The sequence below is a fragment of the Fictibacillus iocasae genome, assembly GCF_042665465.1.
Taxonomy (GTDB): domain Bacteria; phylum Bacillota; class Bacilli; order Bacillales; family Fictibacillaceae; genus Fictibacillus; species Fictibacillus iocasae.
Window position 1 is genome coordinate 110,342 of record NZ_JBHTCP010000014.1, and the last position, 25,777, is coordinate 136,118.

General features: G+C 42.9%; 28 protein-coding genes and 1 other annotated feature. Of the genes, 20 read left to right on the forward strand and 8 right to left on the reverse strand.

Going from position 1 to position 25,777, the window contains the following annotated elements:
- Positions 1-29 precede the first annotated feature (29 nt).
- The gene (locus tag ACFQPF_RS08840; protein WP_379748700.1) at positions 30-494 is read right to left on the reverse strand and encodes a TspO/MBR family protein; all 465 of its coding nucleotides are present in this window, start codon (positions 492-494) and stop codon (positions 30-32) included.
- Between the two features lie 156 nt (positions 495-650).
- On the opposite strand from ACFQPF_RS08840, the gene ACFQPF_RS08845 reads away from it, so the two are divergent.
- The 4 genes from ACFQPF_RS08845 to ACFQPF_RS08860 all read left to right on the forward strand — a co-directional run bounded on the left by ACFQPF_RS08845 (position 651) and on the right by ACFQPF_RS08860 (position 3,722).
- Positions 651-1,391: an alpha/beta fold hydrolase gene (locus ACFQPF_RS08845; RefSeq protein WP_379748702.1), complete on the forward strand. Its 741-nt coding sequence runs from the start codon at positions 651-653 to the stop codon at positions 1,389-1,391.
- 90 nt (positions 1,392-1,481) lie between these two features.
- Positions 1,482-2,372 (forward strand): NAD-dependent epimerase/dehydratase family protein, encoded by an 891-nt coding sequence (locus tag ACFQPF_RS08850; protein ID WP_379748835.1) that lies wholly within the window; start codon positions 1,482-1,484, stop codon positions 2,370-2,372.
- Between the two features lie 187 nt (positions 2,373-2,559).
- Complete coding sequence (locus ACFQPF_RS08855) at positions 2,560-3,522, forward strand: BMP family ABC transporter substrate-binding protein (RefSeq protein ID WP_379748704.1); 963 nt, start codon at positions 2,560-2,562, stop codon at positions 3,520-3,522.
- A 14-nt stretch (positions 3,523-3,536) separates the two neighbouring features.
- Positions 3,537-3,722 (forward strand): ComZ family protein, encoded by a 186-nt coding sequence (locus ACFQPF_RS08860; protein ID WP_379748706.1) that lies wholly within the window; start codon positions 3,537-3,539, stop codon positions 3,720-3,722.
- Between the two features lie 32 nt (positions 3,723-3,754).
- Here the strand turns inward: ACFQPF_RS08860 and ACFQPF_RS08865 are convergent, their stop codons facing one another.
- Complete coding sequence (locus ACFQPF_RS08865) at positions 3,755-4,063, reverse strand: YppG family protein (protein WP_379748709.1); 309 nt, start codon at positions 4,061-4,063, stop codon at positions 3,755-3,757.
- Between the two features lie 225 nt (positions 4,064-4,288).
- Here ACFQPF_RS08865 and ACFQPF_RS08870 point away from each other — a divergent pair, with 225 nt between their 5' ends.
- The 4 genes from ACFQPF_RS08870 to ACFQPF_RS08880 all read left to right on the forward strand — a co-directional run bounded on the left by ACFQPF_RS08870 (position 4,289) and on the right by ACFQPF_RS08880 (position 7,685).
- Positions 4,289-5,221: a beta-ketoacyl-ACP synthase III gene (locus ACFQPF_RS08870; RefSeq protein ID WP_379748711.1), complete on the forward strand. Its 933-nt coding sequence runs from the start codon at positions 4,289-4,291 to the stop codon at positions 5,219-5,221.
- Between the two features lie 30 nt (positions 5,222-5,251).
- A complete protein-coding gene (gene fabF, locus ACFQPF_RS08875) occupies positions 5,252-6,490 on the forward strand; it encodes a beta-ketoacyl-ACP synthase II (RefSeq protein WP_379748713.1) in 1,239 nt (412 codons plus the stop codon).
- Between the two features lie 148 nt (positions 6,491-6,638).
- Positions 6,639-6,881: a YuzI family membrane protein gene (locus ACFQPF_RS18525; RefSeq protein WP_486599202.1), complete on the forward strand. Its 243-nt coding sequence runs from the start codon at positions 6,639-6,641 to the stop codon at positions 6,879-6,881.
- 57 nt (positions 6,882-6,938) lie between these two features.
- A complete protein-coding gene (locus tag ACFQPF_RS08880) occupies positions 6,939-7,685 on the forward strand; it encodes a YjbA family protein (protein WP_379748715.1) in 747 nt (248 codons plus the stop codon).
- A 56-nt stretch (positions 7,686-7,741) separates the two neighbouring features.
- Here the strand turns inward: ACFQPF_RS08880 and trpS are convergent, their stop codons facing one another.
- Together trpS and ACFQPF_RS08890 are read right to left on the reverse strand one after the other, a co-directional pair.
- Positions 7,742-8,731, reverse strand: a complete 990-nt coding sequence (gene trpS, locus ACFQPF_RS08885; RefSeq protein WP_379748717.1) for a tryptophan--tRNA ligase — start codon at positions 8,729-8,731, stop codon at positions 7,742-7,744.
- 55 nt (positions 8,732-8,786) lie between these two features.
- Positions 8,787-9,034 (reverse strand) — a binding site (T-box leader).
- A 27-nt stretch (positions 9,035-9,061) separates the two neighbouring features.
- Complete coding sequence (locus tag ACFQPF_RS08890) at positions 9,062-9,430, reverse strand: DUF3899 domain-containing protein (protein WP_379748719.1); 369 nt, start codon at positions 9,428-9,430, stop codon at positions 9,062-9,064.
- A 409-nt stretch (positions 9,431-9,839) separates the two neighbouring features.
- Between ACFQPF_RS08890 and ACFQPF_RS08895 the strand changes: the two genes are divergently transcribed.
- The 6 genes from ACFQPF_RS08895 (at position 9,840) to ACFQPF_RS08920 (ending at position 16,684) form a co-directional block, all read left to right on the forward strand.
- The gene (locus ACFQPF_RS08895; protein WP_379748721.1) at positions 9,840-11,513 is read left to right on the forward strand and encodes a peptide ABC transporter substrate-binding protein; all 1,674 of its coding nucleotides are present in this window, start codon (positions 9,840-9,842) and stop codon (positions 11,511-11,513) included.
- A gap of 201 nt (positions 11,514-11,714) precedes the next feature.
- Positions 11,715-12,641: an oligopeptide ABC transporter permease gene (gene opp3b / locus ACFQPF_RS08900; protein ID WP_379748723.1), complete on the forward strand. Its 927-nt coding sequence runs from the start codon at positions 11,715-11,717 to the stop codon at positions 12,639-12,641.
- A 2-nt stretch (positions 12,642-12,643) separates the two neighbouring features.
- Positions 12,644-13,666 (forward strand): oligopeptide ABC transporter permease, encoded by a 1,023-nt coding sequence (gene opp3C / locus ACFQPF_RS08905; protein WP_379748725.1) that lies wholly within the window; start codon positions 12,644-12,646, stop codon positions 13,664-13,666.
- A gap of 11 nt (positions 13,667-13,677) precedes the next feature.
- On the forward strand, positions 13,678-14,697 hold the full coding sequence (locus ACFQPF_RS08910) for an ABC transporter ATP-binding protein (RefSeq protein ID WP_379748727.1): 1,020 nt from the start codon (positions 13,678-13,680) through the stop codon (positions 14,695-14,697).
- Positions 14,697-15,692, forward strand: a complete 996-nt coding sequence (locus tag ACFQPF_RS08915; RefSeq protein ID WP_379748729.1) for an ABC transporter ATP-binding protein — start codon at positions 14,697-14,699, stop codon at positions 15,690-15,692. The genes ACFQPF_RS08910 and ACFQPF_RS08915 overlap by 1 nt, the downstream gene beginning before the upstream one ends.
- Before the next feature lie 143 nt (positions 15,693-15,835).
- Positions 15,836-16,684, forward strand: a complete 849-nt coding sequence (locus ACFQPF_RS08920; RefSeq protein WP_379748731.1) for a DegV family protein — start codon at positions 15,836-15,838, stop codon at positions 16,682-16,684.
- Positions 16,685-16,717: 33 nt separating this feature from the next.
- On the opposite strand, the gene ACFQPF_RS08925 is transcribed toward ACFQPF_RS08920, so the two are convergent.
- The 3 genes from ACFQPF_RS08925 to ACFQPF_RS08935 all read right to left on the reverse strand — a co-directional run bounded on the left by ACFQPF_RS08925 (position 16,718) and on the right by ACFQPF_RS08935 (position 19,389).
- A complete protein-coding gene (locus ACFQPF_RS08925; protein ID WP_379748733.1) occupies positions 16,718-17,257 on the reverse strand; it encodes an HD domain-containing protein in 540 nt (179 codons plus the stop codon).
- A 92-nt stretch (positions 17,258-17,349) separates the two neighbouring features.
- On the reverse strand, positions 17,350-19,110 hold the full coding sequence (locus tag ACFQPF_RS08930) for a UbiD family decarboxylase (protein ID WP_379748735.1): 1,761 nt from the start codon (positions 19,108-19,110) through the stop codon (positions 17,350-17,352).
- 93 nt (positions 19,111-19,203) lie between these two features.
- Positions 19,204-19,389: a hypothetical protein gene (locus tag ACFQPF_RS08935; protein WP_379748737.1), complete on the reverse strand. Its 186-nt coding sequence runs from the start codon at positions 19,387-19,389 to the stop codon at positions 19,204-19,206.
- 105 nt (positions 19,390-19,494) lie between these two features.
- Between ACFQPF_RS08935 and ACFQPF_RS08940 the strand changes: the two genes are divergently transcribed.
- The 3 genes from ACFQPF_RS08940 (at position 19,495) to spxA (ending at position 21,060) form a co-directional block, all read left to right on the forward strand.
- A complete protein-coding gene (locus ACFQPF_RS08940) occupies positions 19,495-20,067 on the forward strand; it encodes a GNAT family N-acetyltransferase (protein ID WP_379748739.1) in 573 nt (190 codons plus the stop codon).
- Positions 20,068-20,103: 36 nt separating this feature from the next.
- Entirely contained in the window at positions 20,104-20,238 is a 135-nt protein-coding gene (locus ACFQPF_RS08945; RefSeq protein ID WP_379748741.1) for a hypothetical protein, read from the forward strand.
- 423 nt (positions 20,239-20,661) lie between these two features.
- Positions 20,662-21,060, forward strand: coding sequence for a transcriptional regulator SpxA (spxA, locus tag ACFQPF_RS08950; protein ID WP_379748743.1), 399 nt, complete (start codon positions 20,662-20,664; stop codon positions 21,058-21,060).
- A 44-nt stretch (positions 21,061-21,104) separates the two neighbouring features.
- On the opposite strand, the gene ACFQPF_RS08955 is transcribed toward spxA, so the two are convergent.
- Positions 21,105-21,773: a TerC family protein gene (locus ACFQPF_RS08955; protein ID WP_379748745.1), complete on the reverse strand. Its 669-nt coding sequence runs from the start codon at positions 21,771-21,773 to the stop codon at positions 21,105-21,107.
- 300 nt (positions 21,774-22,073) lie between these two features.
- Between ACFQPF_RS08955 and mecA the strand changes: the two genes are divergently transcribed.
- The 3 genes from mecA (at position 22,074) to ACFQPF_RS08970 (ending at position 25,759) form a co-directional block, all read left to right on the forward strand.
- The gene (mecA, locus tag ACFQPF_RS08960; protein ID WP_379748747.1) at positions 22,074-22,748 is read left to right on the forward strand and encodes an adaptor protein MecA; all 675 of its coding nucleotides are present in this window, start codon (positions 22,074-22,076) and stop codon (positions 22,746-22,748) included.
- Positions 22,749-22,981: 233 nt separating this feature from the next.
- Positions 22,982-24,493: a cardiolipin synthase gene (gene cls, locus ACFQPF_RS08965; RefSeq protein ID WP_379748749.1), complete on the forward strand. Its 1,512-nt coding sequence runs from the start codon at positions 22,982-22,984 to the stop codon at positions 24,491-24,493.
- 81 nt (positions 24,494-24,574) lie between these two features.
- Complete coding sequence (locus ACFQPF_RS08970) at positions 24,575-25,759, forward strand: competence protein CoiA (protein WP_379748751.1); 1,185 nt, start codon at positions 24,575-24,577, stop codon at positions 25,757-25,759.
- Positions 25,760-25,777 lie beyond the last annotated feature (18 nt).

Genomic DNA, 25,777 nt, shown 5'->3' on the forward strand with positions numbered 1-25,777 from the left:
TTATCAAATGTTGAGGCAATAGAAAAGAGTCAGTTCATATAAAAGATAGACCAGGCAAGAAATGTGGCGAAACAGCTCCACAAAAAGTAGGGGATATATAGGTAAGAAGCCCACTTATCCAGCGGCCGCAGCGCATAAATGATCCAAAGGCAGGTGAACGCCACGAGCAGAGTATCAATAAACGCTAAAAACAGCTGCTTTAAATCAAACTGAATGAAACTAAACGCCTGGTTGAACACATAATTGGCGGTCAAGAGTGAGACGACGGTGAAACTGAGCCTGCTTAAGCCAATTTTCACATATAGCCTTGTAATACTGGCAGCAATCAATGCGAATAAGCAAGCCCATATGATTCCTATTGTTTGCCCGGATGGCGTCCAAGACGGTTTGTTTAATGCGTCATACCATTCTCTGTCTACAGGAAATAAGAATCCTGAAATCGAGAACATAGCATACACTGCTAGAAACACGGCTGCAGCTTTTATACCTTTCATTTGAATCCCTCCCTTTCTTTTCATCATTACCCTTCCGACTCTTTCTATATGCACCCTAAAAATAAAAGCCGCAAAATCAACCCGCCACTTTTGTATGCTCTCTTTTCTTCTAGCTGCATACATTACATAAGAACATCTTTTGGCGAGGGGAAACTATTGGGGATCACTAAACGATATTTCCAAATGGATAATCAATGGAATGTCATACATCTTCCTGAACGTCCAAGCGGATTTGCGCTGTTCATTTTAGGAGACACCAATCATTATGTTGAAAAAGGGCAGTGTTTATGGACTCAGAGTGAGGAACGCAAAGCTTTCTTGAACTATTTAATCAATAAAGGGTATACCGTATTCTACTCGAATCATTATGGCAGGCATTGGGGCTCTCCTAAAGCTATTGCATTAGCCAAACGCTTTCATCATTATATGTTAAAGCAGGAGATCGTTAACCCGCGGATTCATCTGTTAGGAGAGGGGATGGGGGGCTTGATCGCGCTTTCTCTCATGGAAGAGATGGAGAAATGGGTCAGAAGCTGTATCCTGTTTAATCCGTGTCTGCAGCTTAAAGCCCATTTCGAGAGAGAAAAGGAGAACAGGCTTTTTTTTAAGAGGATGGTAAAAGAACTATCAGCTTCTTATTCCATCGATCCCCTTCAAGTCGAGCAAATGCTTGGTAAGCTTAAGCCGGCTTGTTCTTTTCATTCACAGGTTCCGGTGAAAATATGGCACGCCGCATCGGGCAGTCCATTTTCATTCCATGATTATAGCAGAGTATTTGAAAGATGCCGACATGAACAAAATGTTCCAATCGAATTAACGTTTCATCTGCCACAGCAAATAAAAGAGGATTTCTCAAGTATCGGCCAGTTTCTAAAGCTGCATGAAGCGATTTTATGAAGAAAGAATGCAAAAAAATAGGCTAAATGTCTGCCTCTGTCAATAAGATAATAAAGGAGATGGAGAACGGAGGCGGGACGTTTGAGAAAAGTGGTAGTGACTGGAGCTGCTGGATTTATTGGATTTCATTTGTGCAGCAGGCTGCTCGATGAGGAAGTAGAAGTAGTCGGTGTTGACCGAAATGACGCCTATGACAGGATCGATAGGATAGGAAGACATGCTAACTTTTCGTTTATTAATGAAAATATTGCAGAATGTGCGTTTGATAAAGCGGTGAAAGGCTGTGACACATTATTTCATCTGGCATGCCAAGTAAAGCCTTCTGATCCTTGGAGAGAAATGGAGAAAACAGCGGAAAGCCATCTCCAAACCTTGAAAAAGGTGCTAGAAGCGATCAAAGGACGAAAAGTAAAGCTGATCTATGCCTCCTCGTATGATGTATATGGCAAGCGCCAAGGAGAAGTGCATGAGAACTCTCCGCGAAATCCGGAGAATCTCTTCGGATTGATCAAGCTGACTGAAGAAAACATGATAATGGAACTTTCCAAGAAATATAAAATACCATACATCATTTTAAGGCTGCCTACCGTTTATGGCCCAGGGCAGCATGAGGAAAGCACGTATCATATGGCGATCGAGGCAAGGCTTAGAGGCAAACCTCCTGTCTTAATAAAAGACAGTGTTACAGAAGATGCCCTTTATATCGATGATGCTGTGGAATCGCTATGGCTCGCGGCTAATTCAAATAAACAGAAAGAAATCTATAATATTTACAGCGGTCAAAGAGACGCATGGAAAAAAGGCTTGCAGTTATTGAAAATAAAATCGACAGCCTTGCCAAAAGAAAAAAGAAACATGATTATTAAAGGCGATAAAGCACAGGAAGAGCTGGGATTTAAGGCATCTGTCCCATTGCGTGAAGGCTTAAAGAAACAGATGAACCACATTCTTTCCAACCTTAAGAAAAAGGACAAAAGGTGAATTTTAGTTTCTCCTTTGTCCTTTTTTCATTATACTGGGTAGTGGTTGAACTTTGCTGAACCACACATGGCCGAGAGGAAATAGATTCACCTCATGAAGCACCTGAAAAGATGATGGCTGTCATTTATCTTTCACTGAAGCCAATGATGGAAAACAGACGAAAATGAAGCAAGGAGTGCGGAAGAAAATGAGAGGATTCATAGCTGTGCTGTGTACGGCGTTATTGCTCCTAACTGGCTGCAGCAGCCACTATACTGATGGAAAACTGAAAAATGCAGGAATCTTAATTGAAGACACGATTGCCGATCAAGGCTGGGGGACGAAGGGCTATAAAGGCTTGCTCGCCATTCAAGAAGAATTTGAGAATGACGTTTATTATGAAGAGAACATTAAAAGCAGGGAACAGGCGATAAAGGCTGTAGAAGAATTTAAAAAAAACGGGGTAAATCTTATATTCGGCCATGGAAAGGTTTTTGCTGAATACTTTCAAGCTCTATCAAAGGACTATCCAGCTATTCATTTTGTCAGTTTCAACGGCAGTGCAGAAGGCAAGAACGAGACCAGTCTTACCTTTTCATCGTATGCCATGGGTTTCTTCGCTGGTATGGTTGCTGCTGAGGTGTCGAAGACTCATCAGGCTGCTGTGATCGGTGCGATGAAATGGCAGCCAGAATTACAGGGATTTAAAGATGGGGCCAACTATGCAAATGATGAGACAATGGTACATACGAACTTTGTGAACAGCTGGAGCGATAAAGAAAAAGCGCTGATAATGTTTGACGAAATGCTCGAGAAAAACGCGGATGTTTTTTATCCAGCAGGTGATGGATTTGCCATTCCGATTATAGAGAAGGCCAAGGAAAAAGAGCGCTTCGCTATAGGGTATGTTTCAGATCATTCTGATATTGGAAAAGCAGCTGTCTTGACAAGCACCGTTCAGCATGTAGACAAGCTATATTTGCTTGCTGCAAAAAGATTTAACGACGGCAAGCTGAAAAGCGGAAATTTATCCTTTGATTTTAAAGATGAAGTTGTCGCACTAGGCAAGTTCAGCCCTGTTGTAAACAAGAAATTTGAAAAGAAGATGAGGTCTCATATTGACAAGTACAAGAAAACAGGTAAACTTCCAAATGGAGAACAGCCAAAATAAGAGGAGGACGAAAAATGGACGCCGATAAAAACATGAAATTTATGCAGATTGCGATGAAGCATCTACCTGAAGGAAAAGCGCTGCTTGAGCAAAAAGGGATAGAACTGGGTCTTGAAGACATTCAGCCTATGCTCAGCCTGCTGATCAGTGTAATGGATGAAGCCTATGAACTAGGAAAAAAGGAAGCACTATGCTCTTAACAATAAAAAGCCAATCCGCTTAGGATGGCTTTTTATTTTTTCTTGAATACGCTGAATAAAGGGGAGATCTGCTGTGCAACTTTCACTGTCTGGTCGATAACCGAAAAAATTTTATTATAATCAAGCGTACCTTCCTTCGTCCGGAAAGAATGCATGAACGGCCTAGGAAATGCTCCAGGCATAGGAGGCTGAAACGGAGCCTGCCTCATATTATGCATGGGTGGCCATTGATGCATTGGCGGCATGCTGCCATTGCGGTGATACATAGCATCTGGCTGCTGCTGAACGCTTTGCTGCGGCAACGGAGGGTACATCGTAGGTCTTTGATGCGGAAAGTGCATGGTATCCACTCCTAACTCGTTTTTTCAATTCAGCAATATGTTTTCCCTGCATCATATGTCCTGTCTTTAAAAATTGTGCATCTTTTGTGCTGTGCTAGTAGACAAAAACAGCGCATTGTCATAAAATTAGTACCAGGTCATAATATTTGATAATAATACGGAGCAATATCTTAACACGTTGGAAATGCCAAACAAAAGACAATCTCTTTATAAAGGGGTAATCACATGAATGTAGGAATTATTGGCATGGGGAGCTGCATTCCTGAAAAAGTGCTGACGAACGAAGATTTAGAAAAAATGGTGGATACGAGTGATGAATGGATCAGGACGCGAACAGGCATTAAAGAGAGGCGCATAGCGGAGGAAAGCATGAACACGTCTCACATGGCCGCAATTGCTGCCAAGCAGGCACTTGAGAATGCCAAAATGACAGGGGAAGAAATTGACTGCATCATCGTGGCCACTGTGACGCCTGATAATCCGTTTCCTTCAGTCGGCTGTCTTATACAAGAGAGGATAGGAGCACACTCCGCTGTAGCGATGGATGTGAGCGCCGCTTGCGCTGGATTTATGTATGCAATGGTTATCGGAAAACAGTTTATTGAAACAGGAACTTATAAAAATGTGCTTGTTGTAGGAGCAGAAAAGCTGTCCCGCATCACAGACTGGGATGACAGGAACACTGCTGTGCTGTTTGGCGACGGAGCAGGTGCTGCCATCCTTTCAGAGGTTTCTGAAGGCAGGGGGATTCTGTCATTTGAACTCGGATCTGACGGAAGAGGAGCGAAGCACTTATATCAAGAAAAGAATATCGTCATGAACGGACGTGAGGTTTTCAAGTTTGCCGTTAGACAAATGGGTGAGTCATGCTTGAATGTAGTGGGAAAAGCAGGGTTGACTAAAGATGATGTAGACTTTCTTGTACCGCACCAAGCGAATATTCGCATCATGGAAGCCGCAAGAGAAAGACTGGGCCTTCCTGTTGAAAAAATGGCGGCGACTATCGAGCGGTTTGGCAACACATCATCGGCATCGATTCCGATGGCCATTCAGGAATCGCTCGAAAATGGTAAAATTAAAGATGATGATCTCATCGTTTTAGTAGGCTTTGGCGGCGGACTCACCTGGGGAGCCGTAGCAATCCGATGGGGAAAATAGCAACCTAACAGAAAAAGGAGTTAATTAGTCATGAAAAGAAGAGTCGTAGTAACTGGAATTGGCGCCGTAACACCTTTAGGAAATTCAGCTGAAGAAACATGGAGAAACATAATAGAAGGCAAAAGCGGTGTCGGAGAACTTACTCGCCGCGATAAAGAAAAATTTCCCGTGAAAGTTGCGGCAGAAGCTACTGATTTTAATCCAGAAGATTTCATGGATAAGCGTGACGCTAGAAGAATGGACCGTTTCACACAGTTTGCGGTTGCTGCTTCTCAGATGGCAGTTAAAGATGCAAACCTTGAAATTACGGACGAGATCGCTCCGCGAGTAGGGGTGTGGATCGGCTCGGGAATCGGCGGTATGGACACACACGAAGAACAGTTTCGTATTTTTGAGCAAAAAGGGTACCGCAGAGTCAGTCCTTTCTTCGTCCCTATGATGATTCCTGATATGGCTGCAGGTCAAGTATCGATTATGCTGGGTGCAAAAGGAATGAACTCTTGCTCTGTTACCGCTTGTGCTTCAGGTGCCAACTCGATTGGAGATGCGTTTAAAGTCATCCAGCGCGGCGATGCCGATGTCATGATCACAGGAGGAACGGAAGCACCGATCACAGATATGTCATTAGCAGGGTTCTGCCAGGCAGGGGCATTGTCTTTAAATCCAGATCCGAAAACGGCAAGCCGTCCGTTCGATGCACAAAGAACAGGCTTCATTATTGGCGAAGGGGCGGGTATTCTCGTATTAGAAGATTATGAATCAGCCAAAAAGCGCGGAGCAAAAATTTATGCAGAAATCGCAGGCTACGGTGCGACAGGAGATGCCTACCACATCACACAGCCGGCTCCTGGGGGTGAAGGCGGAGTGCGCGCGATGAAACAGGCGATAGATGACAGCGGACTGGCACCGGAAGACTTCACGTATGTAAACGCCCACGGAACTAGCACAGAGTACAATGATAAATTTGAGACGATGGCGATAAAGGAAGCCTTTGGGCAGCATGCTTACAAGCTTGCGGTAAGTTCAACTAAATCAATGACAGGCCATCTTCTAGGAGCGGCCGGCGGAATTGAGGCAATTTTTTCTGTGAAAGCCATTCAAGAGAATATCCTTCCTCCGACGATCAATTACGAGAATCCAGATCCTGACTGTGATTTGGACTACGTCCCGAACAAAGCGAGAAAAGCGGAAGTGCGTGCGGTATTGTCTAATTCACTCGGCTTTGGCGGACATAATGCTTCACTCGTTTTCAAGAAAATAGAGTTTTAATTCGAGACCCTTAAAGAAGCGCTGCCTCTTAAAGGGTCTTCTCGTATGCTGAAATCTGGCATCATAATCTGTATAGCTGCTGAATACAGTGAATAAAAAGCGGTGGAGGGATTAGGTTGAATATCGTTTTGATCCCCCTTTTTATAGTATGCTGAGGCTTTATGCACTGTCAGCAGGATTCATCCTCACACTGATCGGTGTGGTTTCCAATGTATTCTTCTTGAATTACATTCCTGCAGGACTTAGTGTAAGGGATTACCTCCATTTTTCAGCAACACGAATGGAAACGCTGTTCCTTATTGTCGGTATCTTTCTTTTTGTTTATGGGGCAATGAAGCCGCGTTCAAAAAAGAAAACACGATACAAGAAATATCAAGAAGAAAAAGAATAAATTGGACAGCCTCTGACTATACTGTTTTTAACAAAACAGTAGAAGTGAGGGGTATTCATGCTGTACTTGCGCGATGTTTGGGTCAACTGGTTTGAAGGGGAAGAGAACGGTTATAACGTGTGTGAATTTCATGAATGGCGAAAAGATGATTATATCGAGCTGCTTGACCAGGTTCCCATTATTAAAATTGATTCCCTGCTGTTTTCATATATCGAGAATGATTTGAACGAGCTGCCAGATTCCTTGTTAGAAGAAGTGCATCAGAAGGCGTATGTAAGAAAGAACAACCAAAGAGTGCAGCTTGAGCATTGCTTCATCATGACTGATGAAAAGAAGTCGATGACGATTGATACGATGGGATACCGCATTCCAATAAGAAAGAGCCGGCTTATTCCACGTCAAGAGCAGCTTGTATTTGAGATGGCAGAACAAGTGAGCGTACAGAGCTACAGCTTCTTCACGGCCGAAAAAGAGAAGGAATATCATATTCTTTCTCCAAATCCTGAAGATATGCGAGGGTTGACTCGGAAAGAAAGACAATTGAAGCAGCTTCTCTTCATGGCGCTCGATCAGCTTCATACAACGAAAAACACAGCAGAGATGAGATATTGGTGCACAGAGTGGACACCAAATGCCTACGGCAAAATTCAGCGTATGGAATTTGACGAAGCATGGGAAGCTCTGTATAACGAACTTCGCTCAGGCTGGTCCAGCCAGCATTATGCGATGTGTGAAAGACTCATAAAAGGACAGCCATATTTCGAAAAAATTTGGGAGCTTGAAAACGGAACACATGTCAATTGAATCCTAACAAAAGCAGCGGCCATCACAAGCCGCTGCTTTTCTTTCGGTTATCCGTCTTAGATGCGGTGCCGTGCCAGCCCCATCGCTCGTTCTGCTTTATTCAGCATCTTATCTGCTTTTCTGGCGGCTTTAGCAGCCCCTTCGTCTAGGATTTTATCGAGTTCTGATGATTGCAAATAGTGTTCATACCTTTCTTGAATCGGCTTCAGTACTGAAATGACGGCATTCGCAACAGCCTCTTTAAAGTCACCGTACCCTTTGCCTTCAAACTTCTGGACAAGTGACTCAACAGGTTCACCTGAGCATAAAGAGTAAATGGTTAATAAGTTAGAAATGCCAGGTTTGTTTTCCTTGTCGTACGCGACCACTCCATCAGAATCGGTCGTCGCTCGCTTTATTTTCTTCATGATCGTCTTTTCATCATCCAGCATGGAGATAAACGCATTGACATTCTCATCGGATTTACTCATTTTCTTCAAAGGGTCGACAAGGCTCATAATACGCGCGCCTTCTTTGGCGATGTGCGGCTGTGGAATGGTAAAGATTTCGCGGTATTTTTTGTTGAAGCGCTCGGCGATATCCCGTGTCAATTCAATATGCTGCTTCTGATCATCCCCGACCGGAACGAAATCTGTTCCATAAAGGAGGATGTCTGCAGCCATTAAAGGCGGATAGGTGAGAAGGCCGGCTGACACAGCTTCTTTACCTTTTGATTTGTCTTTATATTGAGTCATGCGCTCTAGCTCGCCTATATAAGAGACACATTGCAAAATCCATCCTAGCTTTGTATGTGCAGCCACTTCTGATTGAATGAACAGCGTAGAGTCTTCGGGACTGATGCCTGCTGCCAAGTATAGAGCGGCAAGTTTTTTGCTGTTCTTTTTCAGTTCAGCAGGATCTTGCTGAACAGTAATCGCGTGCTGGTTAACAACACAGAAATAACATTCATGCTCTTTCTGATAACCAACGAAATGCCTTAGTGCACCTAAATAATTTCCGATCGTAATCGTCCCGCTTGGCTGTATGCCTGAAAAAATAACTGACATCCTTCTCACTCCTAATGATTAATATACAACACAAAAAGGCCCATCCGTCCCTTGTATAAGGGACGAATGGACCGCGGTGCCACCCTTGTTATTCAGTAAACACTGAATCGCTTGTAAACGCACAGCCATCTATGCGCTGTCCAATTCGTATCGTGCGGACATACACGCTCTGGCCTACTAGGAAACCAACGTTCGGCAGAGATGCTCCAAAGTCCATTCTATGTGATCCGCTGCCTGTTCACACCATCCACAGGCTCTCTGAAAGCTTCAACATCATATACTACTCTTTATCATCGCAATATTTTTTTAGTTTTTTAGATTATATACAGATTAAAGTAAAAACGCAACCATAGTTGTAAGGATAGCTATACCGATCCCAGAATAGAGAAGAGGCTTCATATAGGCCGTGTTAACATTCTCCGAAAGTGAAAAGGCGCTTTCTATCGTCATTTCGTGAAATTTTGGGTTCCTGGTCAGCAGTCTTACCATTTTCTTGAAGCTGTAAACAAAGAGATCAAACAGGCCGCCCTTCAGGATATACAGGACAAGTCCAGCCATTGCGGCGAAAAGGGAAGCCATGAACAGGGTGTTTATATAGTGTAAAAGAGAAATTTCTTGATAAAAGAAAAAAGAGAAAAGGAAACTACCTAAAGCCAGTATACTGGCAATCAAGAGCGAGCGCGATGCAATGTTCGACATAAATGATTAAACCTCCATAGGTAATAGGGATGACTTGGCAGAGACTCGACATCCAAATAAAATTGGATGCCATGTTTATTGTATCAAAATGATGCCAATAAGGAGATACAAATCTGTTGCGGCAGAGTGAGAAGAGAGAGAAAAAAGTGGGATGCAGGAATAAAGGTCTAGAAAAAAATGTAAGAAATAAGGCGTAAATGAGGTGATTTTCTATTGTTACAATATAGTTCTTTGTACCTATTTTTTGTTAAGTAAACGTAAATATCATGCGGTTTTTGTAAAAAGAGCAAAAAAATTAAATGCACAATTGTTAGAAAACTTGTATAATCGAACTTGTAGATGAAAATGTCTGATAATTCACGATACTTTCATCCGATAAAGCAACAACAAATAAAGGGGAGGTCAACGCATGAAAAAGTCAAAATGGTCATTTCTAATGACACTCGTACTTATTCTGAGCGTATTCCTTGCAGCGTGCAGCGGCAAAGAAAGCGGATCAGAAAAGCCAGCGAACAAACCGGGAGAAAAGGACAAAGCTCCTTCAGAACCACAGGTGCTTAACTTGCTTGAAGGAGAAGAGATTCCATCAATGGATTCTTCACAAGCAACTGACTCTGTATCTTTCGAAGTTATGAACAACGTATTTGAAGGTCTTTACCGTCTAGACAAAGACCAAAAGCCAACACCAGGTGTGGCGAAAGACCACAAAGTTTCTGAAGATGGAACAGTTTATACATTCACTCTTAACGAAAACGCAAAATGGAGCAACGGCGAGCCTGTAACGGCCAACGACTTCGTTTACTCTTGGAGAAAAGCACTTCACCCTGATACTCTTTCTGAGTATGCGTACATCATGGGGCCGGTTAAGAACGCTAACGCGATTCAAAACGACAAGGACCCTCTTTACGGAAAAGTTGATCAGCTTGGTGTTAAAGCGATCGATGATAAGACACTAGAAGTAACACTTGAAGCTCCGGCTCCTTACTTCCTAGGTCTTACTGGATTCGCAACATTCTACCCGCAAAACGAAAAGTTTGCAAAATCACAAGGCGACAAGTTCGCTCTTGAAGCTAACACACTTATCTACAACGGACCGTTCGTCCTTTCTGAATGGAAGCACAACGAAGGATGGCAGTTAAAGAAAAACGACCAGTATTGGGATAAAGATGCTGTAAAGCTTGACGAAATTAACTTTAAGATCGTAAAAGACACTGCAACTGGTGTGAACCTATATGAAACTGGACAAGTTGATCGTGCTGGCCTTGATGCTGAGTTCGTTGACCAGTTCAAAGACAACCCTGATTTCACGACTGAATCTGAAGCGACTGTGTTCTTCCTTCGTCTGAACCAGAAGAACGAAGCGCTTAAGAACGTAAACATCCGTAAAGCGATCGACATGGGTTACGACAAGAAGGCAATGACTGATGTTATCCTTAACAATGGATCAAAGCCAGCTTACTACCTTGTACCATCTGACTTCACGTTCTCTAAGGACGGAGAAGACTTCCGCAAGACAAACGGTGACTTTGGCGGATTTGACGCTGCTAAAGCGAAAGAGCATTTTGAAAAAGGTCTAAAAGAGCTTGGCAAGAAAGAAATCACTCTTGAGCTTTTGAACTATGACTCTGATTCTTCTAAGAAGATCGGTGAGTTTATCCAGTCACAGCTTGAAAAGAACCTTCCTGGCCTTAAAGTAAAAATCAAGGCACAGCCGTTCAAGCAAAAGCTTGAAATCGAAAGCAAGGGCGAGTATGACTTCTCATTCGCTGGATGGGGCCCTGACTACCAGGATCCAATGACATTCATCGACATGTTCATCACTGATGGCGCTCATAACCAAATGGGTTACTCTAACAAGAAATACGATGAGCTTGTAACAAATGCGAAGAAAGAAACAGATGAGAAGAAGCGTTGGGAAATGATGCTTGAAGCTGAGAAGATCCTCTTCGAAGATCAAGGTATCTCTCCAATGTACCAGCGTGGTGCTGCAGTACTTCAAAAACCTTACGTGAAGGAACGTGTTAACCACCTATTCGGTGCGGACGTATCTTACAAGTGGGTTTATATCGAAGGCAAGAAGTAAGATTATAGGTTTCTCAGGAGAGTGCATGTGTTCCTGACATGTGCTCTCTTTTTCCATGATTTAGAATAGATTGGCTTTATGCCAGAATTGTCGAAAAACAGAGAAATTTATATTGCTATATAGTAAATTGTCCCTTACTATAGAGATTACAGAAAGTTATCAATTGAAACACTAGTGAAACATTTGGGGGAGGTGTGTGTAATGCTGCGATATGTATTGAAGCGTGTTGGATACATGCTTTTGACGTTGTTCGTCATCGCAACACTTACATTCTTTTTGATGAAATTGCTTCCGGGTTCTCCTTTTAACAACCAGGACCGACTTTCGGAGCAGCAGCGTTATATGCTTAATGAAAAATACGGGTTAAATGACCCGGTGCCTGTTCAATACATGAATTATATAGTGAAATTGGCACAGGGTGATTTAGGAATTACGTTCCAGTATGACGGCCGCACAGTATCAGGGATGATTGTTGACCGAATTAGCCCATCCGCCACTTTAGGGATGGAAGCACTCATTTTTGGCACGATCGTTGGTCTGCTATTAGGAATTGCAGCAGCACTGAGACACAACACGTTTGTTGACTACGGCGCTATGGTTATCGCGGTTTTCGGAATCGCAGTGCCGAGCTTCGTACTCGCAGGTCTGCTGCAGTATTTTGTAGGCGTAAAGGCCCAGTGGCTTCCTGTAGCCTTTTGGGAGGGGCCAGAAACCCATATACTTCCGGCACTGTCACTATCCGTAGGGGTAATCGCGACCATTGCCCGATTTATGAGAACAGAGATGCTTGAGGTGCTTGGACAGGACTATATTACGACTGCACGTTCCAAAGGAATGAGCGAAAATGTCGTCATCCTGCAGCACTGTATCCGCAACTCGATGATTCCAATCATTACGATTCTTGGACCTTTGGCGGTCAACCTTATTACCGGTTCACTCGTTGTAGAGCGAATCTTTGCAATTCCTGGAATCGGCGACCAGTTCGTAAAGTCGATTATGGTAAACGACTATCCGACGATCATGGGCATCACTCTTTTCTATAGTGCTTTGATTGTCGTCATCCTTCTTGTCGTTGACATTCTTTACGGACTAATCGATCCTCGTATCCGTATCGCAGGAGGGAAATAACCATGAGTATGATAGAGAAAAAGCTGACAGATGACCTGTTCCAGCCTGCCAAGCAAGATAAACAAAAAAGTGAAGAAATCAGCAAGCCATCGCTTAGCTTTTGGCAAGATGCATGGCGCCGGCTAAAGAAAAACCGCGGAGCCGTTATCGGCCTTGTCGCGATTGTTGCCATCATGCTTATGGCTTTTATTGCTCCAGTATTCAGCAAATGGGACTTTAATGATCAAGAGCTGATGCGAGCCAATTTGCCGCCAAAAGTTAAAATGCTTGAAAATGTTGAATTCCTCGGCTTAAACGGTGTTGATATCCGCGGAGTGGATCAATATAAGATGAAAAATGTTCCAAAGGATCAATACTTTGTGTTCGGGACAGACGGACTTGGCCGTGACCAATGGGTCCGTGTTTGGAAAGGTACCCAAATCTCTTTATACATTGCATTTTTAGCTGCTGCCATTGAACTGATCATCGGTGTCACCTATGGCGGTATCTCAGGCTTTTATGGCGGGCGCGTCGACAATATCATGATGCGATTTGTCGAAGTCCTTATGGGGATTCCTTACCTCATTCTAGTAATCTTGTTCATTATCGTACTGAAGCCTGGCGTACTATCCATCACCCTTGCTCTCGTAGCAACCGGCTGGATAGGGATGGCTCGTCTTGTCCGCGGCCAGGTCATGAAGCTGAAGCACCAAGAATATGTCTTATCTTCAAAAACACTCGGTTCAACAAACGGAAGACTGATCACGAAGCACTTGCTTCCGAACGTGCTCGGCACCATTATTATCTCGATTACGTTTTCAATTCCGGCTGCCATCTTTGCTGAAGCGTTTCTTAGCTTCATCGGGCTTGGTATTCAGCCGCCGACAGCTTCACTTGGATCATTGATCAGTGATGGATTCCGCTCGATTCGAATTTATCCGCACCTTGCGATTTATCCATCAATTGTCATGTGTATACTGCTAATCAGTTTTAACTTGCTCGGGGACGGTTTGCGTGACGCATTGGATCCGAAGATGCGCAAATAGGGGGTTATGAAATGGAGAAATTATTAGAATTGCAAAATGTGCACGTCTCCTTTCAAACATATGGCGGCGAGGTAAAGGCTGTCCGAGGCGTCAGTCTTCAGCTGGCAAAAGGAGAATCGCTGGCAATTGTGGGTGAATCCGGTTCAGGTAAATCGGTTACATCCAAGGCGGTCATGCGATTGCTGCCGCAAAAAACCAGTAAAATTAAAGAAGGAAAGATCTTGTTTGAAGGCAAAGATCTAGCCAAGGCTTCAGAAAGAGAGATGGAAAAAATCCGTGGTGCGGAAATTTCTATGATCTTTCAGGATCCGATGACGTCACTTAACCCGACCATGACAGTAGGCAAGCAGATCATGGAAGGACTGAGAAAGCATCAAAACATGTCAAAGAGCGAAGCGAAAGAGCGTGCGATCAACCTGCTGAAGCTAGTTGGCATCCCAAATCCTGAAATTCGTGTGGATGAATATCCTCATCAGTTTTCAGGGGGGATGAGACAGCGTGTGGTAATCGCAATCGCACTAGCATGCAACCCGAAAGTTTTGATCGCGGATGAGCCTACAACAGCTCTTGATGTTACCATTCAGGCACAGATTCTTGATCTTATGCGTGACTTGCAGGAAAAGACAGGTACAGCGATTATCCTGATCACTCACGATCTTGGTGTAGTTGCCAACCTGGCACAGCGTGTTGCAGTTATGTATGGCGGTACTATAGTAGAAACTGGAACAGTAGACGAAATTTTCTACAACCCGAAGCATCCTTATACGTGGGGACTATTGGCATCAATGCCTAAGCTGAACGCGGACTCTAAGGACCTTCTGGCCATTCCGGGAACTCCGCCAGATCTGCTGAACCCGCCTAAAGGCTGCCCTTTCGCAGCCCGCTGTCCATATGCGATGGAAGTTTGTGTGGATCATATGCCAAGCTACTTCGATGTATCCTCTACACAGAAATCGGCGTGCTGGCTGCTCGATGAGCGCGCACCGAAAGTAGAGCCGCCTGAAGAAGCATTAGTAGGAGGTGCTCGTTAATGGCTGTACAAGAACGTGAAGTATTGTTAGAAGTTAAAGGCCTGAAAAAATATTTCGAAGTAGGTAAAAAGCAGGTTCTAAAAGCTGTTGATAACGTATCGTTTCAAATCTATAAAGGTGAAACACTAGGCCTTGTAGGAGAATCCGGGTGCGGTAAATCCACAACAGGACGTACGATCATCCGTCTTTACGGTGCGACAGATGGCGAAGTATTGTATGAAGGCGAAGACGTACATGATAAGAAGTCCCGCAAGGACCTGAAGAGGTTTAACCGTAAGATGCAGATGATCTTTCAGGATCCTTATGCGTCCCTTAACCCGCGCATGACCGTCAAAGACATTATTGCCGAGGGAATTGATATCCACGGACTTGCTAAGAATGCTAAAGAGCGTGAAGATCGTGTGCTCGAACTTCTGGAAACCGTTGGTCTGAACAAAGACCATGCCAGCCGCTACCCGCACGAATTTTCTGGCGGACAGCGCCAGCGTATCGGGATTGCCCGTGCACTTGCAGTCGATCCAGACTTTATCATCGCCGATGAGCCGATTTCCGCTCTTGACGTATCCATTCAAGCTCAGGTCGTCAACTTGATGATGAAGCTTCAGAAAGAGCGTGGCTTAACGTACTTGTTTATTGCTCATGACCTTTCCATGGTCAAACACATCTCAGACCGTGTAGGTGTAATGTACCTAGGAAACATGGTTGAATTGACAGGCAGTGATGAGCTGTATGAAGAGCCGCTCCACCCGTATACTCAAGCTTTGCTTTCGGCAATCCCTGTTCCAGATCCGGAAGTAGAACGAAGCCGTGAGCGTATTATCCTTGAAGGCGATGTGCCATCACCAATTAATTCGCCTAGCGGATGCCGTTTCCGCACACGCTGTCCGCATGCTATGGACGTATGTGCCGCTCTTGAGCCTAAATGGCTTGAAGCGCGCGAAGGGCACTGGGTTGCTTGCCACCTTTACGATGAGGAAGCCATGAAACAGAACTAATAGGCTGATAAAAATGATCTCCTGTATATCAGGAGGTCTTTTTATGTTAAAATAGAGGTATAAAAGCGGATTCATAATCGTTTTGTGCAATCAATATGTACAGAGATATATGTCTATGCAGTATGAAATGGAGTTGTCGAATTATGAAATTTTCATTTGTTCTTGATAGTGCCAGTGATTATCGTATCGACCCAATCGAAGGATATCCTCTTGCAATCGTTCCATTAAACGTTCAATTTGGAGATGACCACTATCTTGACGGAGTAAATATATCTGAAAACGAATTTTATAATAGAATGGGTGCGGAGAACGAGCTTCCGAAAACGAGCCAGCCGTCGCCTCAGTCTTTTTTAGATACGTTTCAAAACCAAATTGACCAAGGATACGATGTTTTTTACTTAGGAATCTCCTCGAACTTAAGCGGTACGGTTCAAAGTGCGACACTTGCTAAAAGCATGCTGAAAGAGGAGGACCAAAACAGGGTCCACATTTTTGAAACTGGAACGGCTTCCGGAGGTGTTCATGTCCTGTATGAAAAAGCAGTAGCCCTAGCTAAGGAAGGCAAAAATACGGATGAAATCGCTTCAGTTCTATCAGAAGATAAAAAGAGCCTTACTGCTTATGTTTTGCTTGAGACACTTGAAAACCTTAAAAAAGGCGGAAGAATTTCGGCTGTACAAGGCGCTATCGCTGATTTTCTTAACATTAAACCGCTTATCTCCATTCATGATGGAGTAGTTGAAACCGTTGCAAAGTTTAGAGGCAGGAAAAAAGGAGTTTCTAAGCTTAACGAAATGATTCAGGAATGGCGTTCGCAAAATCCAGACAAAAAGCTGTTTATCATCCATTCCTTGCCTTCTAAGGAAGAGGTTTTGAAGGAGTTCAGTGATACTTTGAACCTGGAATCCTTTAAAGACGTTTCTTTTACGCGTTTTGGAAGCACGATCGGGACGTATTCAGGCGTTAATGCTATCGGATATATCCATTATTAAACCAAACAAAGAAGCACTCTTATTTCCTGCGATTCAGGAAACAGAGTGCTTTATTGTTTGGTCTGACATTTCATTCTCGATCATTCTGTCTAGTTTTTCCAGCATTCTTAACACTTTTTCGTCATTCGTTTTCCGATAATGATGCATTCCGCCGGGTTCTTCGTCCATTTCGTCCGCTTTAGCTACCGCTTCTTGAAGAGGTGTGCGCACAATTGAGTGGTCTGGGAGGTAGGAATCGGTATGCAGCAAAATAGCCAGCGCAATCTCCTTGGCCTTTTTCGGCTCTTCGCCAAGTCGCACTAATAGCTTATGTGCTCGTTCGGCTCCTTTAATGGCATGAATATCATTTTCTTTATACAGGTCATAATCCCACGTTCCGTTATTGTACCATGTGTAATGACCGATATCATGTAGCAGAGCAGCCTTTGCAGCAGAATCGGCGTCGGCGCCGTTCTTTTTTGCAATATGAAATGCATGATAAGCAGTGGATACGGCATGTACAATACCAGCGCGCTTCATATACTTTTGAGCGTAAGGGTGTTCAAATATTTGCGTGAGTGTCACGTTTCTCATTAGCAAGATCTCCTTTCCTGAAAAAATGTATTTCTAAATAATATACCATTTTTGTTACATGTAATCAATATAAAAAGCTGAGAGGCATTCTCTCAGCTTTTAAAGTATTCTGTCCAACGGCTGTCGACAAGGTTTTTAATGTCTTCTCTTGTTTCAACTACAGGAGGATAGAATGGTTTCATTCGGGCATCAATGATGATCGTGCCTTCGTATCTCACACGGTTGCGATCGATCGTTCCTTTAGCATGTACATCATAAGCAGGATCGAAACGTGTGAACACCGTCCATAGGAAGGATGATTGTTCACGTGCTATCGAAGCATCGTCTACTAATATAACAAGCGGCCACTCTTCAAAAGAACTTACGGTCGACTTTAGCAGTTCCTCTGCATAATCTGGCGCTTCTTCGAATGTAGGGCCTGAGACACACAAACATCCGCCGCAAAACACTTCAACGTTGTCTGCCCTTCCAACAGGGCCGCCATGATAAGCTCTTGGGAGCTCTCTAACCGGCTCACCTAAGCCTGTCATGATAGCTTTGGAGCCAGTGTTGAACTTGCGGCCTGTATAGTCCAGGGTATCCATCGATGTATCATGAATGATAAGAAGGTCTCGCTCAGGCAGGAAGCGTTCAAGCACTCCTTCAAGCAATTCGCTGAAATTTTGCAGGTTGACCGGTTTATTTGTGACCATTAGAAACTTTGTCAGCGTAAGCTGCCCTTCGCCCATTATACGGAAGGCATGTGCCAGCCCTTCTTTATAATAAGATTCCCGCACAACTGCTCCAGCTAAAGCGTGAAATCCTGTTTCTGCGTATGTCCATAGATCACGAACGCCATTCATCACGACTGGGAACAGCGGGCTCATAAGACGCTGCAGGTATTCGCCGATAAAATAATCCTCCTGCCGAGGTTTTCCTACAACGGTTGCAGGATAGATCGCATCTTTCCTTCGCCACATTTTTTCTACATTGAAGATAGGGAAATCGTGCGCCCAAGAATAATAGCCATAATGGTCGCCGAAAGGCCCTTCAGGCTCCCTCACATGCGGAGGAACATGGCCGCCGAACGCAAACTCCGCTTCAGCGATTAGCGGATGCGGATGCCCAGCTACGTTTGTCATCTTCAGCTTCTCTCCCATAAGAAGCGACGAGAACATCAGCTCAGGAACGGCTTCAGGAAGTGGTGCGATCGCACTGATCATTAAGGCAGGTGGACCTCCTAAAAAGAGTGTAACAGGCAGAGCTTCGTTTCTTTGCTCAGCGGCATGATAATGAAAGCCTCCGCCTTTATGGATCTGCCAATGTATGCCCGTCTTTTTAGGCTCTTTTATCTCGATTCTGTACATACCAAGGTTATGCTCATGCTTGTCTGGGTGCTCTGTGTAAACGAGAGGCAACGTGACAAAGGGGTTGGAATCAAGATGCCATCCCGTTAAAGCTGGCAGATCCTGCATGTTAAATGATGTTGTTGATATCTCGTTGATCGGTGCGTTTTTATTTGACACGGTTTTAGTGCCAAGACTGGCAACATCTTTTAATAATCCTTTTCTCTTCCAAAGAGCAGAGAAGGTAGGTGGCATTAGTTCATCAATGGAAGACACGAGGTCTTTTACGATATTTTCTGGTTTTGGTCCGAAAGCCATGTCCACGCGTCGAATCGTACCGAACAAGTTCGTGACAACCGGTGTATTTTTTCCTTTAACGTTCGTGAACAATAGAGCTGGCCCTTGTTCATCAATCACTCTTCTGTGAAGTTCAGGTAATTCCAGGTACGGATCGACTTCTTGACTGATTGTGATGATTTCTTTTTCTTTTTGAAGCATGCTGATGAAACTGCGAAGGTTAGAATGCATAGTTACACCTCTTTATGTAGATTCCCTTGTCTATTATACCGTTTTTTCTTTGCGGCAGTAAAAAAACAGCCAAGAATAGGCTGTTTTTACAAGCTAAATATCACGGCGTTCAACTTTCTTCCAGTTTTGTTGATAACCTTGCGACTTTGTTAGGAAGAAATCTTTTCTCTTGCCGCCAAAAAGCAGCTGAGCAATAAATCGAGATATGGTTCCCATCAATGCTGTTAGACCGATCAAGCATAGTGACAAAAGAGCAAAGTCTGTGAGGTATTCCTTCATTGTTACCTCCTTTATAATAAGAAGAAAATCATGCTAATTCTATTGTAAACAATGATAAAGAAGTTAGAAAGAGGGGAAAGTAAATAAAAAGAGGTGAGTGGATAAATGAACTGGTATGAAAAGCTGAATCAATATTTCCCTATTGAAGAGATGAAATCGAGAGAACACATGGAATTGCTTCTAAAAGAAAAAGGAGAGATATACCATAAAGACGAAGGGAAGTATCATGTTCTAATGTATGTAGAGCTGGAGGACTTTATATTTATTGATTATCTATTTGTTTCTAAGGAAGCGAGAGGTAAAGGAATAGGGCATGAGCTTTTAGAGAAGCTGAAGGAAAGAGGAAAACCGATCCTTTTAGAGGTTGAGCCAGTAGATTACGAAGACAGTGACACAGAAAAGCGGCAGAGGTTCTATAAGCGAGAGGGATTCAAACATGCAGCGGCAATCGGATACCGCAGGCGATCTCTCGCAACAGGAAAAGTGAACGAAATGGAGATTCTTTACTGGACCCCGCGAGAAGATTCTGAGAAAGCTATTTATGAAAACATGAAAAAGACGTATAATGAGATACACACGTATAAAGATGTTGAGCTATACGGAGAAAAATATCAGTCTGCAGCTGAAGTACTAACGATGAAACCTTCCGCAAAGGGGAGCTCACATATTGCAGAATAATTTTCCTTATCACACGAAAAGGAGGATGTATGCAAAATGAAAAATAAAGACCGTAAGAAGAAAAGCAAGCGCGAGCTGTTAAAAGAGATGCTGAAGAAAAATTTAAAAAATTTAACTCCGGGCTTGAACCGGAAAGGACCTGCTTCATCGATAAGGAAGGCAAGTGCCTGACAAATTCACTTGGCTCAAGCATCGTTATGAGATGCTTGAGCTGTTTTTTTATTTCTTTTAAAAGGGATAACTTTTTAAAAGTGAAGGTCTTCTACACAGTCAGTATACGTGCAGCTAAGGCTGACTTATTGGCTTGGCGTCAGCCAAGCTTTCTTACGCATTTTTTCGTCTTTTTAGAGCAATGGATGGAGTCCTGTCTCACTTCATCAAAAAGGTTTTTATTTTTTTAGGTTTAGTGAAACTTTTAATCGGGTAATACGTCTAATATATTGTGGTGATACATAGAAGTATGTTTTGTATAGGTTTTGTTAAATATACAAAGGGTGCTTTCTTTAACAAAAAATATGTAGTATAATATCAAATATGATTAAATAACTTTTTTAAAGTGACGTAATCATAAAGAAGGGGAAGGAGAGATCCATTATGGTCACACTATTTACTTCGCCGAGCTGCACATCATGCAGAAAAGCAAAAGCATGGTTAAAAGAGAATGATATTCCTTATTCAGAACGCAACATTTTTTCAGAGCCTTTATCAATAGAAGAAGTGAAACAAATTCTGCGTATGACTGAAGATGGAACAGATGAAATTATTTCTACTCGTTCCAAAACATTTCAAGAATTGGACATTCAACTCGAGTCCATGCCTTTACAGGATCTTTACAAGCTTATTGCGGATAACCCTGGTCTACTAAGACGTCCGATCATTCTTGACGAAAAGCGTCTGCAGGTGGGTTATAACGAAGATGAAATCAGACGTTTCCTTCCACGCAAAGTAAGAACATTCCATCTGTTGGAAGCTCAGCGACTTGTAAATGAATAAAGAATAAATAAAGACTTTCGCTGTTTTACGCGAAAGTCTTTTATTTATCCTTTTTTTGTTGACGCAAAACGATTGCGAAGCCATCCAGAAAGCATGACTCCCAGAATAATGAAGGCTGTTACGGCGTATGTTACGGTATTGTTATCTTTGAAAATGGACGAAAAGGCTTTCTCAGAGGTAATCATCCCTGCAGCGGTGAAGGCTAGAACGGCGGCCCCCAAATAGACAAGCAGTGGATATCGTTCCAGGAAGTAGAGAATGACTTTGCTCCCCCAAATGATGATAGGAACCGAAATAATTAACCCGGCAATGACGAGTGTAATATTTCCATGAGCGGCACCGGCGATTGCGAGCACATTGTCCAGCCCCATGGCTATGTCAGCAAAAACAATCGTCTTGACCGCATCGGCGAGGTTCTTTCCAGGCTTGATGCTGCTTTCTTCCTCTTTATCAACGAGAAGCTGATAGGATATGTAGACGAGCATGAGGCCGCCGATAAAATAAAGATAAGGAATCTTTAGCAGGTAAACAGCTAATATGGTTAAGATAATGCGCAGAATGATCGCAAGCCCTGTTCCTAAAAAGATGGCTTTGTTCCGTTGATGCTCGGGAAGGTTTCGGCTTGCAAGCGCGATGACGATGGCATTATCGCCGCCAAGCAGTATATCAATGGCAATGATTTGAAGAAGGGCGAGCAGAAAATCTGGATCCATCGTGTTCCTCCTCGTTATAGGTGAAATCAAAGGGTATATATGGTACAATATTTTAACCTTATAGAGTTTTTATGTAAAAGTCAACTCGTCCATCTTTTGATATCTGATGGGCAAAAGATTGAAAAAAGGGCTTAACTACAAGCCTTTTTTATTTCCAACTTTATGGTTCTGTCATAGAATAAAGTACAAGAGTTTCGAATGGATTCATTGTTCGCTCTGTTGGGAATAGAATAAATAACATTACATTTTTGGGGAGTTTGTCCCTTCACAAAATTTAAGAGGAGAAGGGAGAGGGGCATTATGGAAATTGAAAGAGTCAACGAATTTACAATAAAGTTTTTTATTACTTACCGTGATATTGAACATAGAGGATTTGACAGAGAAGAAATCTGGTCCAATCGCGAACGCGGGGAAGAGCTTTTTTGGGAGATGATGGACGAAGCTCACCAAATGGAGCAGTTTCCGCTTGAAGGCCCCTTATGGATACAAGTACAGGCATTGGACAAAGGGCTCGAAATTATTGTGACAAGAGCTCAGATGTCCAAGGATGGCACGAAAATTGAACTTCCTATCGGGGAAGACAAGTTGGATATGCCGGTTGATGAGAACATTGAGAAGCTCATCGATCAACAGTTCCAGCAGGACGATGATGAAGACTTGGAAGATCTTGAAGAATTAGATGAGGATTTTCTTTCGTTCTTGCTGCATTTTAAGGACATTGATGATGTCGTTATGCTAAGCCACTCTATCAAGAGTGACTCCTTTACAAGCTCGTTATATCATTTTGAAAATAAATACTTCTTATATGTATCGTTCTTTCCAGATGTGCCGGATAAAGAGCAAGATGATCTGCTTGCCCAGCTTCTCGAATATGGCCACGATTCCGGACTTTCCATATACCGCATACAAGAATATGGGAAAACGATCATTGAAGAAGAAGCGCTGCAGAGCATTAAGAAAAATTTCCCGCTATAATGAGAAAAGCCGATTTCGCTATACAGAAATCGGCCTTTTTTTACACTATAGAAGAGGATAAATTTTTTGCACGTTGATTATTCGACGCGGCAATAAGTTAACGTACATCGTGTACGTTGCGTCTAAGGCTGACTTAAAAGCGTGGCGACAGTAAAATTTACTTAAAGTCGCTATTTTGCTCTTGCCTTTTCTGTTTGACCTCTATCTTACAAAACCTGTTTTAGGAGAAATTCATGAAAAAGACAGTCAAAATGATCATTGCTGCCATATTGCTGGCTATCATTCTCATCCTATCAGTCTTCTTAAAAAATCACACAATCTTCACTGGCTTTTCTCTTTTATTTTCGATCACTGCGCTTTTTGTAGGAGTCGTCATTTTCTTAGAGAACAGGCATCCATCGAGTACATTGGCGTGGCTGATCGTGCTTGCGCTTTTTCCGCTGCTTGGGTTTATCGTCTATTTATTTGTAGGACAAAGCTACCGTAAGCAAAAAATGTTTTACAGGAAAAGCTTGGAGGACGAAGATTTCTATCTTCAAATCGAAACAAGATTGTCGAAGGAAAGCAGTTTGAATTGGATGGATGCCCATCAAAAACAATTTCTTAAGCTTGCGAGCAAGCTTGGAAAAACGCCTGTATCATTCGCAAGCGAAACGACAGTACTCGCTGATGGGGAAGAAAAGTTTGCGGCGCTGTTTGAAATGATTGATAAAGCGAAAAGACATATTCACTTAGAATATTATATTTTACGATCAGACAAGACAGGGAACAAGCTCAAAGAAAAACTGATAGCAAAGGCAAGGGAGGGCGTTGAGGTCAGACTTTTGTATGATGCTGTCGGCTGCCTGGCATTACAAGAATCCTATATTTATGAGCTTAGAAATGAAGGGATAAAAGCGGAACCCTTTTTTCCAGTTAAGCTTCCTTATTTCAATCAAAAGATTAATTTTCGCAATCACAGAAAGATTGTGGTTGTGGATGGTCAGACAGGGCTTGTCGGCGGCTTGAACATTGGGGATGAGTACATGGGTTTGCATCCTTATTACGGTCATTGGCGTGATACGCACCTTAAAGTGACCGGTGAGGCGGTGAACAGCCTGCAGCTTATTTTTTTGCAGGATTGGCGGCATGCAACAGGAGAAAAGCTGGTTCCTGATTTCTTCATCCATCCGTCACCTAGCGAGGCACAGCGCAATCAAGGCGGAGTGCAGCTTATTGCCGGGGGTCCGGACAATGAATGGGAAGTGATGAAGAACCTTTATTTTTCCATGATCGTATCAGCCAGAAAATCGGTCTGGATTGCTTCTCCTTACTTTGTTCCTGACGAAGAAGTATACATGGCATTGAAAGTGGCGGCATTGAGCGGAATCGATGTGAAGATTCTTGTGCCGAACAAACCGGATAAACGGACTGTCTTTTATGCGTCCCGTTCTTATTTCAGTGAACTCTTGAAAGCAGGAGCGGAAATATATGAATACGAAAATGGGTTCATGCACAGCAAGTTTGTAATCGTAGATGGAGAAATGGCTTCAGTCGGTACATGCAACATGGATATGAGAAGTTTTCATCTGAATTTTGAAGTGAATGCTTTTTTATATAAAACAGAGAGCATCCAATCATTGCAGTATCATTATGAAAATGACTTAACTTTTTCAAAAAAGATGGATTTAGGCGATTTCAGCTCAAGAAAGTTCCGATATCGAGTGTTTGAATCTCTTGCACGCCTCCTTTCACCACTATTATAGCTATGAAAACAGCCATTTTACGGCTGTTTTTTTTCTTTGTCGTCGTGCATGATGGAAAAAATGATAAAGGTGGCGATTGCGTTGCTGACAGCGGATTATAAGGGGAAAAGGATAAGCATGCTGGATGGCTGGAAAAGGGAGCAGATAATGGAGATGAATGAAAAGGAGTCCTTTTCTTGCCCTATATGCAAAGAGGCTGTTGTTCCTAAGTTAGGGACAAAAAAGATGTGGCACTTTGCTCATCGAAGTACATCGCAATGCTTGGACAGCTTCGAAAAAGAATCCTATTACCATTTACTTGGTAAAAAACAGCTCTATCGCTGGCTTTCAAATTTAGGTCATGATGCCATACTCGAGCCATTTCTGCCTCAATCTAAACAGCGTCCTGATGTAATGATCAGAAAAGATCAAGTGGCGATCGAGTTTCAATGTGCAACGATTACTGAAGACCTTTTCTTGCAGCGCACGAACGGCTATAAGAAAGAAGACATTCAGGTATTCTGGATTCTTGGTGATAAACGGGTTAAAAGGATAGGGGTTAATCTTTTCCGTATCTCGTCATATGATTTGGCGATGCTTATGGGTCATGAACGACTTGTCTTCTTTTGTCCTCTTTCTATGGTATTCCGTATCCTTTCCCATATCAGGCCGCTTTCTGCGACTAAGATTTATGCGGATGAATGCCTGGTTCCATTAAAGTCCATGACATTACAATCGTTAACAGAAGACTGTACAGCAGAGGAGCATGATGAAAAGTTCCATCAGCTATGGACAGCAGAAAAGAAAAAATGGCGCCTTCAATCGTTTCAATACCACTCACCGGCTTATCGCTATGTGAAAAAAATTTTCAGCCTTCACGGTCATTCGCTTGCCAGCTTCCCATCTGTCTGCGGTGTTCCATCGTACGGATATTATTACATCCATACTCCGGCCTTCTTGTGGCAATCGTGGATCAGCTTTTATATAACGTCTTGTTCGCCATTTACAGAAGGACAGCTTTCTGATGCCTTTTTGCGGCTTGTCAATAGCAGGATCTTCAGCATAAGAGCTTACCCTTTCTTAGAAGGCAGCTATGAAACGGCGCTTAATCATTACCTCGATTACTTGTTAAGAAAGGGAATTTTACGTGAGGAGGATGGCTTTTATACTGCTGTCCAAGCGTTTCGTTTTCATTTCTCTACGCTAAAAGCGCTTGAAGAAGATGAAAAATTACGTGTTCATGAGGCAAATTTTAGCCAGATACGGTCATTTTCTGGTAAAATGTAGATATGTTTTATATCAAAA

Bases quoted from the DNA above. Each gene is read 5' to 3' on its own strand.
- ACFQPF_RS08840 (WP_379748700.1), bottom strand. From the start codon at position 494: ATGAAAGGTATAAAAGCTGCAGCCGTGTTTCTAGCAGTGTATGCTATG.
- ACFQPF_RS08855 (WP_379748704.1), top strand. From the start codon at position 2,560: ATGAGAGGATTCATAGCTGTGCTGTGTACGGCGTTATTGCTCCTAACT.
- ACFQPF_RS08860 (WP_379748706.1), top strand. From the start codon at position 3,537: ATGGACGCCGATAAAAACATGAAATTTATGCAGATTGCGATGAAGCAT.
- ACFQPF_RS08865 (WP_379748709.1), bottom strand. From the start codon at position 4,063: ATGCACTTTCCGCATCAAAGACCTACGATGTACCCTCCGTTGCCGCAG.
- ACFQPF_RS08870 (WP_379748711.1), top strand. From the start codon at position 4,289: ATGAATGTAGGAATTATTGGCATGGGGAGCTGCATTCCTGAAAAAGTG.
- fabF (WP_379748713.1), top strand. From the start codon at position 5,252: ATGAAAAGAAGAGTCGTAGTAACTGGAATTGGCGCCGTAACACCTTTA.
- ACFQPF_RS18525 (WP_486599202.1), top strand. From the start codon at position 6,639: ATGCTGAGGCTTTATGCACTGTCAGCAGGATTCATCCTCACACTGATC.
- ACFQPF_RS08880 (WP_379748715.1), top strand. From the start codon at position 6,939: ATGCTGTACTTGCGCGATGTTTGGGTCAACTGGTTTGAAGGGGAAGAG.
- trpS (WP_379748717.1), bottom strand. From the start codon at position 8,731: ATGTCAGTTATTTTTTCAGGCATACAGCCAAGCGGGACGATTACGATC.
- ACFQPF_RS08890 (WP_379748719.1), bottom strand. From the start codon at position 9,430: ATGTCGAACATTGCATCGCGCTCGCTCTTGATTGCCAGTATACTGGCT.
- ACFQPF_RS08895 (WP_379748721.1), top strand. From the start codon at position 9,840: ATGAAAAAGTCAAAATGGTCATTTCTAATGACACTCGTACTTATTCTG.
- opp3b (WP_379748723.1), top strand. From the start codon at position 11,715: ATGCTGCGATATGTATTGAAGCGTGTTGGATACATGCTTTTGACGTTG.
- opp3C (WP_379748725.1), top strand. From the start codon at position 12,644: ATGAGTATGATAGAGAAAAAGCTGACAGATGACCTGTTCCAGCCTGCC.
- ACFQPF_RS08910 (WP_379748727.1), top strand. From the start codon at position 13,678: ATGGAGAAATTATTAGAATTGCAAAATGTGCACGTCTCCTTTCAAACA.
- ACFQPF_RS08915 (WP_379748729.1), top strand. From the start codon at position 14,697: ATGGCTGTACAAGAACGTGAAGTATTGTTAGAAGTTAAAGGCCTGAAA.
- ACFQPF_RS08920 (WP_379748731.1), top strand. From the start codon at position 15,836: ATGAAATTTTCATTTGTTCTTGATAGTGCCAGTGATTATCGTATCGAC.
- ACFQPF_RS08925 (WP_379748733.1), bottom strand. From the start codon at position 17,257: ATGAGAAACGTGACACTCACGCAAATATTTGAACACCCTTACGCTCAA.
- ACFQPF_RS08930 (WP_379748735.1), bottom strand. From the start codon at position 19,110: ATGCATTCTAACCTTCGCAGTTTCATCAGCATGCTTCAAAAAGAAAAA.
- ACFQPF_RS08935 (WP_379748737.1), bottom strand. From the start codon at position 19,389: ATGAAGGAATACCTCACAGACTTTGCTCTTTTGTCACTATGCTTGATC.
- ACFQPF_RS08940 (WP_379748739.1), top strand. From the start codon at position 19,495: ATGAACTGGTATGAAAAGCTGAATCAATATTTCCCTATTGAAGAGATG.
- ACFQPF_RS08945 (WP_379748741.1), top strand. From the start codon at position 20,104: ATGAAAAATAAAGACCGTAAGAAGAAAAGCAAGCGCGAGCTGTTAAAA.
- spxA (WP_379748743.1), top strand. From the start codon at position 20,662: ATGGTCACACTATTTACTTCGCCGAGCTGCACATCATGCAGAAAAGCA.
- ACFQPF_RS08955 (WP_379748745.1), bottom strand. From the start codon at position 21,773: ATGGATCCAGATTTTCTGCTCGCCCTTCTTCAAATCATTGCCATTGAT.
- mecA (WP_379748747.1), top strand. From the start codon at position 22,074: ATGGAAATTGAAAGAGTCAACGAATTTACAATAAAGTTTTTTATTACT.
- cls (WP_379748749.1), top strand. From the start codon at position 22,982: ATGAAAAAGACAGTCAAAATGATCATTGCTGCCATATTGCTGGCTATC.